17 protein-coding genes and 1 rRNA gene are annotated in these 15,167 nt (G+C 34.0%); 5 read left to right on the top strand and 13 right to left on the bottom strand.

Features of this window, described 5'->3' with window-relative positions:
• Nucleotides 1-7: 7 nt before the first annotated feature.
• The gene (locus FJR48_RS00300; protein WP_152306187.1) at nt 8-1,510 is read right to left on the bottom strand and encodes a YifB family Mg chelatase-like AAA ATPase; all 1,503 of its coding nucleotides are present in this window, start codon (nt 1,508-1,510) and stop codon (nt 8-10) included.
• Nucleotides 1,511-1,648: 138 nt separating this feature from the next.
• On the opposite strand from FJR48_RS00300, the gene FJR48_RS00295 reads away from it, so the two are divergent.
• Nucleotides 1,649-2,365: a 2OG-Fe(II) oxygenase gene (locus tag FJR48_RS00295; RefSeq protein WP_188108586.1), complete on the top strand. Its 717-nt coding sequence runs from the start codon at nt 1,649-1,651 to the stop codon at nt 2,363-2,365.
• Between the two features lie 7 nt (nt 2,366-2,372).
• Here the strand turns inward: FJR48_RS00295 and def are convergent, their stop codons facing one another.
• From def to glmM, 6 genes are all read right to left on the bottom strand, one after another.
• Complete coding sequence (def, locus tag FJR48_RS00290) at nt 2,373-2,897, bottom strand: peptide deformylase (protein ID WP_152306185.1); 525 nt, start codon at nt 2,895-2,897, stop codon at nt 2,373-2,375.
• A gap of 10 nt (nt 2,898-2,907) precedes the next feature.
• On the bottom strand, nt 2,908-3,966 hold the full coding sequence (locus FJR48_RS00285) for a GGDEF domain-containing protein (RefSeq protein WP_152306184.1): 1,059 nt from the start codon (nt 3,964-3,966) through the stop codon (nt 2,908-2,910).
• Between the two features lie 9 nt (nt 3,967-3,975).
• Entirely contained in the window at nt 3,976-4,566 is a 591-nt protein-coding gene (clpP, locus tag FJR48_RS00280; protein WP_152306183.1) for an ATP-dependent Clp endopeptidase proteolytic subunit ClpP, read from the bottom strand.
• Nucleotide 4,567: 1 nt separating this feature from the next.
• A complete protein-coding gene (gene tig, locus FJR48_RS00275; protein ID WP_152306182.1) occupies nt 4,568-5,866 on the bottom strand; it encodes a trigger factor in 1,299 nt (432 codons plus the stop codon).
• 63 nt (nt 5,867-5,929) lie between these two features.
• Complete coding sequence (gene lspA, locus FJR48_RS00270) at nt 5,930-6,385, bottom strand: signal peptidase II (RefSeq protein ID WP_152306181.1); 456 nt, start codon at nt 6,383-6,385, stop codon at nt 5,930-5,932.
• Entirely contained in the window at nt 6,378-7,718 is a 1,341-nt protein-coding gene (gene glmM / locus FJR48_RS00265; protein WP_152306180.1) for a phosphoglucosamine mutase, read from the bottom strand. Before glmM ends, lspA begins: the two co-directional genes overlap by 8 nt.
• A 257-nt stretch (nt 7,719-7,975) precedes the next feature.
• Here glmM and rpsT point away from each other — a divergent pair, with 257 nt between their 5' ends.
• Both rpsT and prfA read left to right on the top strand, forming a co-directional pair.
• On the top strand, nt 7,976-8,236 hold the full coding sequence (gene rpsT / locus FJR48_RS00260; RefSeq protein WP_152306179.1) for a 30S ribosomal protein S20: 261 nt from the start codon (nt 7,976-7,978) through the stop codon (nt 8,234-8,236).
• Between the two features lie 13 nt (nt 8,237-8,249).
• On the top strand, nt 8,250-9,317 hold the full coding sequence (prfA, locus tag FJR48_RS00255) for a peptide chain release factor 1 (protein ID WP_152306178.1): 1,068 nt from the start codon (nt 8,250-8,252) through the stop codon (nt 9,315-9,317).
• On the opposite strand, the gene dapF is transcribed toward prfA, so the two are convergent.
• Genes dapF through FJR48_RS00240 form a run of 3 tightly spaced genes read right to left on the bottom strand, consistent with a single transcriptional unit; the run spans nt 9,314 to nt 11,234 of the window.
• The gene (dapF, locus tag FJR48_RS00250) at nt 9,314-10,099 is read right to left on the bottom strand and encodes a diaminopimelate epimerase (RefSeq protein ID WP_152306177.1); all 786 of its coding nucleotides are present in this window, start codon (nt 10,097-10,099) and stop codon (nt 9,314-9,316) included. The two genes, prfA and dapF, sit on opposite strands and share 4 nt — an antisense overlap.
• Entirely contained in the window at nt 10,096-10,689 is a 594-nt protein-coding gene (gene coaE / locus FJR48_RS00245; RefSeq protein WP_152306176.1) for a dephospho-CoA kinase, read from the bottom strand. Before coaE ends, dapF begins: the two co-directional genes overlap by 4 nt.
• The gene (locus tag FJR48_RS00240; RefSeq protein ID WP_152306175.1) at nt 10,689-11,234 is read right to left on the bottom strand and encodes a spermine/spermidine synthase domain-containing protein; all 546 of its coding nucleotides are present in this window, start codon (nt 11,232-11,234) and stop codon (nt 10,689-10,691) included. The genes coaE and FJR48_RS00240 overlap by 1 nt, the downstream gene beginning before the upstream one ends.
• 105 nt (nt 11,235-11,339) lie before the next feature.
• On the opposite strand from FJR48_RS00240, the gene FJR48_RS00235 reads away from it, so the two are divergent.
• Together FJR48_RS00235 and purM are read left to right on the top strand one after the other, a co-directional pair.
• Nucleotides 11,340-11,540, top strand: coding sequence for a YgaP-like transmembrane domain (locus FJR48_RS00235; protein ID WP_152306174.1), 201 nt, complete (start codon nt 11,340-11,342; stop codon nt 11,538-11,540).
• Between the two features lie 11 nt (nt 11,541-11,551).
• A complete protein-coding gene (purM, locus tag FJR48_RS00230) occupies nt 11,552-12,550 on the top strand; it encodes a phosphoribosylformylglycinamidine cyclo-ligase (RefSeq protein WP_152306173.1) in 999 nt (332 codons plus the stop codon).
• A 28-nt stretch (nt 12,551-12,578) separates the two neighbouring features.
• Here the strand turns inward: purM and FJR48_RS00225 are convergent, their stop codons facing one another.
• From FJR48_RS00225 to rrf, 3 genes are all read right to left on the bottom strand, one after another.
• Nucleotides 12,579-13,148, bottom strand: a complete 570-nt coding sequence (locus tag FJR48_RS00225) for a DUF302 domain-containing protein (RefSeq protein WP_152306172.1) — start codon at nt 13,146-13,148, stop codon at nt 12,579-12,581.
• A gap of 231 nt (nt 13,149-13,379) precedes the next feature.
• A complete protein-coding gene (locus FJR48_RS00220) occupies nt 13,380-14,645 on the bottom strand; it encodes an OmpP1/FadL family transporter (RefSeq protein WP_152306171.1) in 1,266 nt (421 codons plus the stop codon).
• Between the two features lie 325 nt (nt 14,646-14,970).
• Nucleotides 14,971-15,086: ribosomal RNA gene (gene rrf / locus FJR48_RS00215) — 5S ribosomal RNA — on the bottom strand.
• Nucleotides 15,087-15,167: the final 81 nt, after the last annotated feature.

The following is a 15,167-nucleotide window of genomic DNA, read 5'->3' as shown; positions in this document are numbered from 1 at the left end:
TTATACTCTATCTTTTTCTATAACTCAAAGCTTCCAATATATGTTTTTTATTGATTATTTCACTTGCATCGATATCGGCAATAGTACGTGCAACTTTTTGTATTTTTTTTATACTTCTAAAAGAGAGTGCAAATCTGTTTATAGCCATATCCAAAGTATCTTTAGCATCTACATCTAATACACAGTACCTATCTACTTCTTGATCAGATAGTTTGGCATTAAAGTTTTTCTGCCCACGTTTTTTTATAATATGATGAACATCTATAACCCTCTGATGCATCTGACGAGAACTCATACTTGCTTTGTCATCTGCATTGATCTGAGACATTACTACATTTAAATCTATCCTGTCTAAAAAAGGCTCGGACAATCTGTTTTTATAACGCTGTATTTCCATCTCATTGCATCTGCACTCTTTAGACTCATCGAGTAAATTTCCGCAAGGACACGGATTCATTGCTCCGATAAACAAAAAATCTGCAGGATATATTACTTTTGAATTAACACGAGAGATTTTTATTTTTCCATCTTGCATTGGTTCACGCAAAGCTTCCAAAACACTTTTTGAAAAGTGTGGCAATTCATCGAAAAACAGTATGCCTCCGTTAGCCAAACCAACCTCCCCTATACGAGATTTATAAGAGCCTCCTCCAAAGATAGATGCGGATGTCGATGTATGATGAGGTGAGCAAAAATTACGAAGCGGTTTAAAGCTTGGTTCTTTATCATCTAAACTCTCTAATTTTGCAATATCTAATATCTCACTTTTATTAAGGGGCGGCAATATATATCTTAATCTCTGGGCTATCATACTTTTCCCGCTTCCGGGGCTTCCTTCAAGCAAAATATTATGCATCCCGCAAGCCGCAATAAGTGCAGCCCTTTTTGCCACGTCTTGACCTTTAACATCTGAAAAATCTTCATCATATTTGTTATATACATAATATTTCTGATCTAAAGTATAACTTGGATATGGAAAATCAAATTCAGACAAACTTGGCATATATTCATCTGACTTTAACACATCTATAGCTTCACTGAGAGTTTTAACACCATAGAATTCTATATTTGGTATTTTTGATAGTTTTTCAAGAGATTCATATGGAACTATAGCTTTTTTTGTAATACCTTGATTAGCCAAAGAGAGAAGAAGAGGGTACAAATAGCCATTTTCTCTCACGCTTCCGTCTAAGCCCAGTTCTCCAAAAACAAACCAATCTGAAAATTCATCATCTTCTTCATTTAAAGCTATCATTAATGCTATACTTAAATCAAAATGCGAGCCGTCCTTTTTAACATCTGAGGGTACCAAAGAAAGAGTTATCCTCTTAGGCGGGAATTTAAATTCGTTACTTAATAAAGCAGACTTTACACGCTCTTTACTCTCATTTATACTCGATGATGCCATACCTACGATGCTAAAAGACGGCAGACCTTTAGTCAGTGTGGATTCAACAATCACAACTTTTGCATCTAAGCCTTCATATGTAGCACAGGATATTTTTTTCATAGTTTATCCATTTATTTTTTTTACATCTTAACTATTTTTATAAAAAAAATTAAATTTTATTGCAAATTGTCATATTTTAGTATTGCATTATTTTAGAAAAAGGAGTATGATTTCCAACTTTATCCAATGAGGTTTACCTTGATTCAAATAAGCGAATCCATCTTTTTAGATGAATATATATACAATCTCGATATACAAAACAACTATCTACCAAGTCCATATAAAGCAACTCCTTTTTTAATAATAAAAGATTTTTTAAAAGCTAATGAGCTTCCACTTTTTGTAAATTCTGTTTATAAAGATGACGAGGCAGAAATAGCAAAAGTGAAGACTGAACTTATATCGGGAGTCGTAAATCCTAAAGTCGTGAAAGAGTATAGAGATACAAATATATATTCATTAGATGAACATTTAGATTCATTATATAAATCTCGTTTTATAGAATATCAGCCTATAATTGAAGATTATTTTAATTTGGCTATAACTATTTCAACGGAAGTTCAGGCCCTCGAATATAAAAAAGGCGGTTTTTATATCCAACACTCGGATGATGCGAATGCACTTTTGGACAAAGAAAACAATATAGTCGGATATACTACGGTTGCACCGGAGAGAAAACTAACCACCGTATTATTTGCAACATCTTACTCCGAAACTCTAAAAGACAAATTTACATTCAACGGTGGGGAACTTATATTTAATTTTTTAAAAGACTATGATGGAAATACGATCACATTAAAACCAAAAGCCGGTGATATGATTGTTTTTCCAAGCAATCCATACTTTTCACATGAGGTTAAGGAAGTTAAAGAGGGATACAGATTAACTCTGGTTCAATGGCATAATGCCATCTAACATAAAGTTATTTTTTTAATTTTAGTTCTTTTTGATACTTTTTATACTCTTTTTCAAACTTCTTTCTACGTGAGTATGATAATTTATCTATAAATAAAATCCCTTCTAGGTGATCCATCTCATGCTGAATTGCAATACTTAAAAGACCGTTTGCTTCAAGTGTTTTTGTATTACCGAATCTATCTTGGTAGTTTACCCTAACCTCTTCAAACCTCTCTATATCTTCATAAAAAGTTGGTACACTCAAACAACCCTCTTGATATGTAGTAATACCATTTTTTTCTGTAATAACAGGATTTATCATCTCTATTAAGTTCTCATCACTTTGTTCATCTTCTTCATCGGGTATATTTATAATAAGTACTCTTTTGGGATGTGCAACTTGAATAGCTGCTAATCCTATTCCGTTGGTTTGCATCATAAACGGATACATTGCATCCAGAAGCTCGTGCAATTCTTCATCAAACTTTTCAACTTCATTGGATTTTTGGCGTAAAATTTTATCTGGATAAGTTACTATATTCAACTTCATATAAAAAACTCTAAGACTTGTTTTTTAGCGATACTGCATAATCGCTATTTCTATCCATATATGATTTTTCTATACCATCCATAGTACTAACTACTGTCTCTTCAACAGAGTATGATGGATTGATATCTGTAATACCAATGGCAATTTTAAGCTGAATTTCACGATCGGCCAAAAAGAAATTAGAATTTGAAACTAATTCGGTTAAACGCTCACTTGCTTTTTTCGCACTCTCTAAGTCCGTATGTTTAAGCAGCATCGCAAATTGTCCGTTACCATAGTATGCTACAGTATCACTTCTTCTTGAAGTCTTAAGAAGAAGTCTGGCAATAGTTCTTGTCATTAATACCGTAGCTTTTTCATTATTGACATTCTCTATAAGCTCTTTACTTAACTCAACCATAATTAAAGAAGAACTATGTTTAAATTCACGTACCAGTTCTATCTCTTGTTCAAGTTTTGTCATTAAATAACGTTTGTTATATACACCGTATTTATTATCAAATATGGTTTCATTTTCAACATTTTTAACAACTTTGGCAGTTTCATCGTACTGTGATTTTAAAGTACCGGATTGTTTTTTAAGTATAGCGTTTAATTTGGCTACATCACCTTCTAAAGATGCTATTACACTGCTTGATGCACCGTTATCGCCTCTGCTCTCATCCAACTCATCACGTCTTTTTTTAAGTATCTTACTCATTAAAGAGATATTTTTATATAGCGATGCCGTAACGTTTAAAATACCTTTTACCGATGTAAAACCTTGCTTTAGACTTTGCTCAAGCATAATGGTATTTTCTGCGTCGTTACTCTCTTCAAGTTCAAGCATAGACATAATTTGTTTGCGAAAGTTTTCACTCTTATCTTCTAAAAGTCTGTCGAAATATAGTGAGTAATTATTAGGGGTTGGCGGCAAGTTGTCATTAATCAAGCTTCTAAGAACTTCCTTTGCGTAAAGTTCTAAATCACTGCTGGGCTCACTGCTAGCTGTATCTCTAATAGATTCTGAGTTAACAGATGCATCTCTTTTAGTTTCTCTACGCCCTCTATTTCTTAATGAACCTGCCATGTCAAATTCCTACTCTTTCTCGTTTTTAGTTAAAACTTTATCTATCATACCGTACTCTACACACTCTTTAGCACTCATAAAGTTATCACGGTCCGTATCTTTTTCAACTCTTTTAATACTTTGTCCGGTGTTTTTAGCCAAAATAGAATTTAACTCTTTTTTCATACGTAAGATCTCATTAGCTTGAATCTCAATATCCGTAGCTTGACCTTGAGCACCGCCAAGTGGTTGATGTATCATAACTCTGGCATGTGGCAGGGCATATCTTTTACCCTTTTCACCGCTTGATAATAAAAAAGCACCCATAGATGCCGCTTGACCTATACATATTGTTGAAACATCAGGACGAATATAGTTCATAGTGTCATATATAGCCATACCTGCCGTTACTACACCACCCGGTGAATTTATATAAAAGTAGATATCTTTTTCAGGATCTTCTGCTTCCAAGAATAGAAACTGGGCTACTATTGAAGATGCAACGGCATCATTTACTTCACCGCTAAGCATTACTATTCTATCTTTCAAAAGACGAGAATATATATCGTATGAACGCTCACCACGTCCGGTTTGTTCAACAACGTATGGTACATAACTCATATTATGCCTCTTTTATCTTTGAATCTAAAATTTGACGAAGTACTTTATCCTCTACCATTGACATTTGAATAGCAGGGATATATCCTGCTTCTTTATACTGCTCATACGCTTTTTGAGGATCTTGACCCATTTGCATCGCTTCATAGTAAATAGTTTGCATAACTTCTTGTTCTTCAACTTTTACATTCTCGGCTTGTGCTAAAGAATCGATAATAAATGTAGCTTTTACGCTTTCCTGTGCATCTGAACGGAAAGTTTCACGAAGCTCTTTTAATTTTTCTGCATCTTCACGAAGCTCTTTAATCTCATCTTCACTCATTCCTTGAGCTTTTTTATTTAGAGCCATATCTATCTCTTGCTCAACTACAAACTCAGGTAAGTCGAATTTAATCTCAGCTACTAAAGACTCTAAAAGTGCAGGTTTTAGTTCTTCGTTGTAAAGTTTGATAAGCTCTTCATTTTCCATTTGAGTTTTTAATTCTTCTTTTAAAGATTCAAGCGTAGCATCGTCTTTACCAAGTAATTTTTTAGCTAATTCATCGTCAAGTTCAACTTCACCTTTTACTTTAACGCCGTTAACTTTTACTTTGAACATAGCATCTTTACCGGCTAAATCTTTAGCTTGGTATTCATCAGGAAATTTTACATTGATTTCAACTTCTTCATCTCTTTTAACACCGATTAATTGATCTTCAAAACCTGGAATAAACTGACCTGAACCTAAAAGAAGCTCAAAGTTTTCAGCTTTACCGCCTTCAAATGCAGTACCGTCAACAAAACCTTCAAAGTCTATTACAGCTGTATCGCCTTCTTTCATTTTACGGTTTCTTTTGATGTTTTCAAGTGGAGCTTGGCTCTCTGCAATCTCTTTTAAACGTGCATCTACATCTTTATCTTTTACTTCGGGCTTTTTAAAGTCTTTTGCCAAAGATGCATAATCACCTAACTCGATTACGGGGCGCATAGCAACTTTTACCATTACTTCAATTTTATCGTCGCTTTTATCAAATTTAGAAATAGTAGGTTCTCCTATTAGAGCACTATTATCAATTTCCATCTGCTCTAATCCACCGTTTAAAACAGCTCTTAATGCTTCAGCTTCAGCATCTTGAACAAGTTTTTCACCATATTGTTGTTTTATGATTGCTACAGGCACTTTACCTTTTCTAAAACCTTGAACATTAGCAGTTTTAGCAAGTTCTTTTGCAATTTTTTCTAAGTTGGCATCTACAACCTCTTTTAATATTGTAGCTTCAATTTCAGCATTCGCACCATCAATTTTATTTGATTTGATTTCCATCAATTTCCTTTTGTTTATATCTTTTTATAGTCCTATTTTAACTATTATTTTGAGCAATAATATCTAATTTTTACATAAATTAGGTTTAAAGTTTAGTATAAGTAGCCACACTACAGCTATATCTATCACAACATCGGCAAAGTTAAATACTGCAAAATCAAAACCACAATGCCAATAAACCATATCAACTACACCACCGTGAATAAAGCGATCATATACATTTGAAAAAGCCCCGCCCAGAAGCAATCCGACAGGTATTGAATAACATATTTTTTTTAGATATACAACATATGCCAATATTCCAAAAACCATTGTCAACTGTATGTATTTAAGCCATTCGTCCAAAAAAGAAAGCATGGAAAATGCAACACCTTTATTATAAACCAAAATCAAGTCTATACAATCGGTGTAATAACGAAAACCCTCTACAAAAAGCATTTTTATATTTTGATCGATTATAAATATACCTGCAATAGTGAGAAAAAGTATTCCACCGAGTTTTAAATAAACCTTATCCATTTAACGCTTTTTTAAAAAATTTAGAAAGCTTATCCATTTCAGAATCCAATTCTTTAGAATTTTGACCTTCTAAAAGCAGTCTTAATTTATTTTCGGTTCCTGAATAACGAACCAAATGACGTATATGTTTATCATCCAATTCTTTTAAAAGTATATCTAAACCTTCAATTTCATTTAAAGGTTTTTTGTGATTTACTTTAATATTGACCAATTTTTGAGGATATAATTCAAACGGACGGAGTGCCGTTGATGCTTTTTCATTTTTATGAAGCAATAGCGCCAATACTTGGAGTGCTGATACTAAACCGTCACCTGTTTTGGCATAATCGTGCATAATTACATGTCCGCTTTGTTCACCTCCGAAGTTGATGCCATCACGCTTCATAATTTCCAAAACATTTTTATCTCCGACTGCCGATCTATGAAGTTCAAGATCTAAACTTTTTAGATAATCCTCAAGTCCCTGATTACTCATAACAGTAGCAACAACTCCTCCACCTTTAAGAAGACCTCTTTCATTTATATATGCTCCAAGAGCTCCAAGAAGCTGATCACCGTCTATAACCTCACCTTTTTCATCCACGACTACAAGCCTGTCTGCATCTCCATCAAGTGCTATACCTAAGTCTGCACGAAACATTCGTACATGCTCACATAAGTCTTTTGTATGCAGTGCTCCACAGTCTTCATTAATATTATAACCGTTAGGAGAATTATGCAGCACAATTACATCGGCACCTAGTTCTTCTAAAACTGTAGGTCCTACTTTATACGCTGCTCCGTTTGCAGTATCTAAAACTATACGCATACCGCTAAGTGAGAGTTCTCTTGGAAAAGAGTTTTTAAGTGCAACAATATAACGACCGATTACGTCATCGATTCTTTTTGCTTTACCTATATTTTTCCCTTTTGCTTGAGCCTCGGTTATAATATCTTCATCAAGATATATAGTCTCAATCTCCTCTTCTGCTTCGCAAGAAAGTTTGTCTCCGTGAGAGTCAAAAAATTTAATTCCGTTATCTTCAAAGGAGTTGTGGGATGCACTTATCATAATACCTGCATCACAACGCATATTTTCCGTAATATAAGCAATAGCAGGTGTCGGCATAGGACCAATCTCTACAACATCATAACCTATTGCAGTTAAACCGCTTACGATAGCATTTTCAATCATATAACCACTACGTCTAGTGTCTTTACCTACTAAGATTTTATTTGTTTTTGAATGTTTTTTAAAATATATTCCGGCTGCCATCGCTACGCGCATTGCTAAAGATGCATTTAAAAATGTACCGGCCTCACCTCTTACACCGTCAGTTCCAAATAATTTCACATATTCTCCTTTTAAAAGAAGTAATTCTTTTAAAATTCCTCTCACAAAATGTTTACGTTTCTTCAGAAAAGCTACGCCTTTCGGCGAGAAAAATCTATATATTATAAAGTTGGCGTATTTTAGCACAAATAAACATAATTATATAATATTTTGGAATAAGACTTTTGTTTAACTTAATTTTAATTATATTTAAGCTAAAATTGCGCACTAAAATTATCTGGGTAATATAAATTAACCCAAAAACAAGGACTCATTAAATGGCAAATCATAAGTCATCAATTAAGAGAATTCGCCAAACGATCGTTAAAGCAGAGCGTAATCGTTTTTACAGAACTCGTCTTAAAAACATCGTAAAAGCGGTAAACACTGCTGTTGAAGCCGGTAATAAAGAGGAAGCTACAGTAGCTTTCAAAGTAGCAAACAAACAAATTCATAAATTTGTAAGCAAAGGTGTTCTTAAAAGAGAAACAGCTTCAAGAAAAGTTAGTCGTCTTAACAAAGCCGTTAACGCTATATAATTAGGTAACAAATATGTTATCAGATAAACTTACACCGTTTATCAACCGCTATAATGAGCTTAGCGATTTGCTAAGTTCACCTGATATCACTTCTGACATCAAAAAGATGACAGAGCTTTCAAAAGAACAATCTTCACTTTTACCAATAGTTGAAAAAGCAAAAGAGTATAAATCTATACTAGAAGAAATTGCCGAAGCAAAAGAGATGTTAAGCGATGCTGAAATGGGTGAGATGGCAAAAGAAGAACTTAAAGAACTTGAACCTCAACTACCGCTAATAGAAGAAGAAATTAAACTTCTTTTACTTCCAAAAGATCCAAATGATGATAGAAACATAATTGTTGAGCTTCGTGCCGGAACAGGCGGTGATGAAGCTGCACTTTTTGTTGGTGATCTGTTTGAAGCATATACGCGTTATGCCGATGTTAGAGGTTGGAAGATTGAGCTTATCTCAACTTCCCCTTCCGAAGCCGGTGGATTCAAAGAGGTAACGGCACTTATAAAAGGTGAGCAAGTTTACTCTAGACTTAAATACGAAGGTGGTACTCACCGGGTTCAACGTGTACCTGCTACAGAATCCCAAGGTCGTGTTCACACATCTGCGATAACAGTAGCTGTAATGCCTGAAGTCGATGATGTTGAGATTCAAATCAATGAAAATGATTTAAAAATAGACGTTATGCGTTCATCCGGTTGTGGTGGTCAATCTGTAAATACAACCGATTCAGCTGTTCGTATTACTCACTTACCGACAGGAATTGTTGTAACGAACCAAGATCAGAAATCTCAACACAAAAATAAAGACAAGGCTATGAAAGTACTAAAGTCTCGTCTTTATGAGTTAGAGATGCAAGCGCAACAGTCTGAAAATGCGGCTGAGCGTGCGGCACAAGTAGGAACTGGAGATAGAAGTGGGCGTATTCGCACTTACAACTACCCGCAAAACCGTATAAGTGATCACAGAATCAACTTAACACTTTACAGATTAAATGAGATAATGAGTGGCGGTTTATTTGATGAAATTATCGAGCCGCTAATTGCTGATACTCAAGCTAAAATTGTTGAAGCTGCTGGACTTTAATTGGTCCAGTCAGTATTAAAAGTATTTTTCACTTTACCTTTAAAAGTGATTGTCTCGCCGTTATAGCCAAGATATAAAGTCTCACCACTTATTGGATATACTTCTATGCTATCACTAACTTTACCCTCTTTAAAAGCTCTGTAAAAACAAGCAGCCATACCGGTTCCACAAGCAAGTGTCTCATCTTCAACACCACGCTCATAGGTACGAACTTTTAAATTTCCATCTACTACTTGAACTATATTAACATTTGCATTATATTTATATCTTAACTCTCTTGCTTCTTCTATATCAAATTCTTCTATATTATCCATATATCTTACAAGATGCGGTACTCCTGTATTTATAAGCCACCAAGAATTACCGTTAAACTCTATCTCTGTATCTAATATTTCAGGTGGTGTCAGCTCACTTAAAACCATCCCTTTTTTATCGTCTGAGCTTTCAATAGTTGCACTTATAACACCTGCACCTGTTAAAAAACTCATGTTTTTAGAGGCTAAATCGTGTTTAAATGCGTAATGTGCTGCTGCACGTGATGCATTTCCACACATATCGGCATGGCTTCCGTCTGAATTATAAAACTGCCACTCAAAATCAATCTTTGATTGATTTCCTTGAAAATCATATTTTTCATGGGGAATCAATACAACCAAACCATCAGCACCTATACCTTCTTGACGGTGACATAATATTTTTGCTAGCTCCGTTCTATCTAGCTTTTCTTCTGAATGGAAAATTACAAAATCATTTCCACTTGCACTGTATTTTGAGACCATCATAAGTATTTCTCCTTTATCTTTTCAACAAAAATCTCTACCTCTTTTTGTAGATGCTTTAAGTCTTTTGAGTTGTCAATAACCCATGTAGCACGTGATTTTTTCTCATCTATGGGCATCTGAGAGGCTATTCTTTTTATAGATTCCTCTTTTGAATAACCGTTTCTTTTCATAAACCTATCTAACTGTATATCGGCTGGTGTATATACTACTACAGAATCTTTAATATCATAAGAATTATTTTCAAAAAAAAGCGGGATATCTATTAAGTAAGGGAAATTAAACTTATCTTGTTTTTCACTTCTCTTTGCTATCTCCTCACGAATTTTAGGATGAAGATAATCTTCTAATTTTTTCTTTGCGGCTGCATCTGAGAAAACCAATGAACCAAGCTTTGTACGATTGACTTTTTTCCCATTTACATACTCTTTGCCAAAATTATCTTCAACCCAAGCAGATGAAGCATCTAAAATCTCATGTGAAATAGTGTCGGCGTCTATCACACGCATCCCATTTAAAGCTAGCAGGGAAGCTACCGTGCTCTTACCAGTAGCAATCCCTCCAGTCAATGCGATAGCGTATTTAAATGCCATTAGTTTTTGATAATTCCTAAGTAAGTCTTTCTCACATTATTACCCATTGCAAATGCAGCAGGATGAATATCACAGTTATAATACTCTAGGTTATCCAACATATCACTGCGTTGTAGTATTATATCGGCAGTTGGATGATATGTTTTTGAACAAAGCAGGGCAGTTGAACCTTCCCCTATATTATATGGCATAATAATTTTAAAATAGTTACCTAAATTTGTAATAAGTGACTTGTTTTCTTCAATTTTATCAAGATTTGGATGCTTGATTACTAAAACACCGTCATCGTTAAGCACACGGTTTATTTGTGAAATAAATAAAGAGTCCCCTTCCATTTCCGATACAACTACATCATATTTATTATCTTCAAGTTTACTTACTTCATCAAGAGAACAAGCTATTGAATTTGAGCTAATGTCTATATGCTTTTTGACTTCATTTTCTAAGTTTGATGCGTTATTGCTTATTATTAAAATATTTTTTGGTTCTTTGTGTGTACACAATGGTACATGAACCATCATTTCGTTATAAATAAACTCTTTCATGTTATATATCCTTTTCAATTACCGCGATTTTAACCACTTTTGGATTAATTTTTCTTAATAATTTGATATAATTGCGTTATATTTATAAAAACATAAAGGTATGTAATGGATTACAACAAAATCAGAAAATTTTGTAGAGTTTTTCGTATAACTATCGGATTAATATTAATAGCTATCGGTATTGTACAATACGGTGCATTTGATGGCGCAGGATGGTTCTTTTTAGGATTTATCCCTTTAATTGCCGGCATAGCAAACTTTTGTCCTCTTTGTATTTTTTCTAAAAAATGCGATATGCCAGAATAATTGGAGACTAGATGAGTCAAATATCTTATAAAGATGCAGGTGTAGATATAGATGCTGGTAACAGTTTTGTTGAAAATATTAAACCTCTTGTAAAGTCAACTAAAGTTCCTGGTGTTATGGGTGGGATAGGTTCATTTGCAGGTGCATTTGAATTACCAAAAGGTTTTAATGAACCGGTAATGCTTGCTGCGACTGATGGTGTCGGAACTAAATTAAAACTTGCTATAGACAGCGGTATTCATAATACTGTAGGTATAGACTTGGTGGCTATGTGTGTTAATGACTTGATTTGTAACTTCGGTACACCTAGCTTTTTTCTTGATTATTATGCTACGGGTAAACTTGATGTAGATGTTGCTACAAACGTTGTAGCAGGTATTGCAGAGGGTTGTATAAGAAGTGAATGTGCACTTATCGGAGGCGAGACTGCTGAGATGCCAGGGATGTACTCAGAAGATGATTATGATTTAGCAGGTTTTGCCGTCGGTGTAGCTGAAAAGTCTGAAATGGACAGGGTATCTTTGGTAAAAGCAGGGCATAAACTTATTGCATTACCAAGCTCAGGACTACATTCAAACGGATTCTCACTTGCTAGAAAAGTATTATTTGAAAAAATGAATTTAGATTTTAATGATGACTTTAACGGTAAACCTTTAATCGAAACACTTTTAACTCCTACAAATATTTATGTTAAAACTTTTAAAGCACTAAAAGACAAAATAGTAGCTATGGCTCATATCACAGGTGGGGGTATAGTTGAAAATCTACCACGTGTACTACCTGAGAACTTACGTGCAGAAGTTAAAAAAGACTCTATTAAAACACTTCCTATTTTTGATCTAATTTCAAAACACGTTGATGAAGATGAGATGTACAGAGCTTTTAATATGGGTGTCGGTATGATACTTGTAGTTGAAGAAAAAGATGTTGATTTTGTATTATCAAATGCTGAAGGTTCTTACCTTATCGGTGAGATTGTTGAAGGTGATAGAGAAGCAGTGATGGTTTAGAAAACCATCACTTAATTTTCTAAATTAATTAAAACTCACCTTTAGCTGCACGAGATGGAATATCTTTCATAGCTTTTTGAACAAACAGCGCTTTTTCCAACATATCAGCCGGTAAATCATGTCCACCGTGAATTGCTAAGTTCAAATCCATAGTCACTAAAAATCTATCCCCGTTTCCATACTCAACAAGCATAATTCTACATGGCATGAAACCACCGTAATAACGAGAATAATTTAAAAATACTTTTGCTATCTCTAAACTACATACAGAGATAATTCTTGCATGTTTAACTTCATTTGCTGCTGCGTCCTCTTTTGTGTACATTTTAATGTCACCTGTCACTCGCATGTTAAGTTCTTCCGTTATAGCTTTAATAGCATCAACGGCATCTTCATTTTCAACATCCTCAGCAACCTTATACTCATTCATCATTGCACGAGCCGGGTCACCTTTTGCTAATACATTATCAAACATTGTCATATACGCTGGCAATGCACCATTGTCTAATTTTGAAACTTTTGTACCAAACTGAACCGTAACACCTAGAGCCACTACTAGCATTACTGCACCAATTACTGCAAGTATATTTTTAATCATTGTTTTCCTTAGTCAATTTATTTTTGCTTAGAAATCTTTTATCATAATGTGACCTTAATATTATTATTTGTGATAGTTATCACAAAATAATCACATATAAAAGGATTCTATTTTATCATAAATTATTATAATTGCAAGTCAATTTTATGTTCTGTATATAATTTAATATATATTGTCAAAAAAGTGTCGCAATATGCGACACTATCTATATAGAGGGATTATTTATTCTCTTTAAAAAGAATAATTTAGACCTATTGAGAAACTAGTTTGAGAGTGTTTAGTTTCTATTTGTGTTGGATTTGTAGGACCAAAACCGGCAAACTGCGAAGTTGAATATGTTTTTGTTACTTCAGGTGCATATGTATAAGCTAAGTCTAAAGACGTTGTTTTATCAAATATATAAGACCCGCCAAACGTGTAGTGTGATTCAACTATAGCAGGAAAACCTAGTAAATTAAACATATTGATAGCTGAAGCCGTAGCATCTGCCGTATTTGTAGCCTGTTCTTTAATAGGGTTTTCACCGTAATTATATCCCAGCCTTAGAGCCCATAAACTTGTTCTATACTCATAACCCAAAATCAGTACGTTTTGATTTTCCCATTTAAAATCTTTATAGCCTTTAGCATCTGACCATTGTATCTGTTTTATATCTAATGCTATAGTATGGGCTTTCATTTTATAACTAGCTCCAAAACCTATTTCGGCAGGAGTTGAAAGGGTGTTTTTTAACACACTTCCTCCAAATAATCCAAATGCTGCAAAATCGGCAGTAGCACCTGATATTTGGCCATCGTATTCCATATCGATTTTAGATTTATAAGAGAGCCCTAAAGTTACGTCTGATATTACATAAGATAAACCTATATTGTACCCCATAGACAGATCTTGTGAAACTCCAGTATCATGACTTACATCCGCAGTAGCACCGGCACCATAAGGTATGCTTACATCTAAAGTACCGCTATAACTAATATCAAGTGAGCCATATTGTATAATCGGGGTAATACCTATGCTAAAATTATTTACAGAATAAGCTAAAGGTACGCCAAACTGCATTAACTGAAGATTTGTAACCATGTTAAAATTATTGATACTATCTCGATAATCAACACCCATACCCGCAGTACCCCACATACCTACACCCCAAGCAAAACTATCATTAACTTTTGTAGCTAAAGACACAGATGGAATTACGCTTTTATCGGCTGAACTTTTTTTATCGGTATTATTGAATCCAGCTTGGCCCATGCTATTTGATACGTCAGGCATAAATAAAGTTCCGCCAAACGAAATTTCGTGTTTGTTCTTTATCGAGCTTATTAAAGAGGGATTAATCAATGCTGAATCTGCTCCATGACTAACACCGATACCACTACCACCCATAGCACGTGATTTAGCTCCAATACCTATTAATACCGAACCATTTGTTGCAAATAATGATGTGGCACACAGTAACAGTAAAGCACGAAGTAACAACTGTAAAGTTTTATTCATTCCATCTCCTTTTTTTACTAAATTGATTATAAAGGAGTAGATTAAAATTAAAACTTAAAGTAAAATTATATTTTATTATACTTTATAGCTAAAAATTTACATATATAATATAGATATATCAAAAAAATAAATAAAGCATATATACATCACAAATTAGTGATGTATAATAAGTAAAAATATATTTATTATATATTCTAATGCTAATATAAAAATATAAAGATTTATTATAAAATAATCAAGATGGGTATTATAGTAACATGATTTACTCAGATTTTTTGTATTGATAATTTGTAATTGATTGTTGTTAAAAGTAAGAAACTGATCAACTAGGCGGCGACCTACATTTCCAATCCTGAAAGGACAAGTATTATCAGCGATGAGAGGCTTAGCTTCTGGGTTCGGAATGGGGCCAGGCGTTTCCCTCTCTCTATTGCCACCTAGACAATCAAGTATAAATACATCGTAGTATGTACTTATATTTGATTGTATAAGTTGTTTGTATAGAATTGTTAAAGTCAACAG

The organism is Sulfurimonas lithotrophica, from assembly GCF_009258225.1.
In the GTDB taxonomy this organism is placed as follows: domain Bacteria; phylum Campylobacterota; class Campylobacteria; order Campylobacterales; family Sulfurimonadaceae; genus Sulfurimonas; species Sulfurimonas lithotrophica.
Note: the sequence above shows the minus strand (reverse complement) of the source record. Positions and strands in the feature narration are given on the sequence as shown.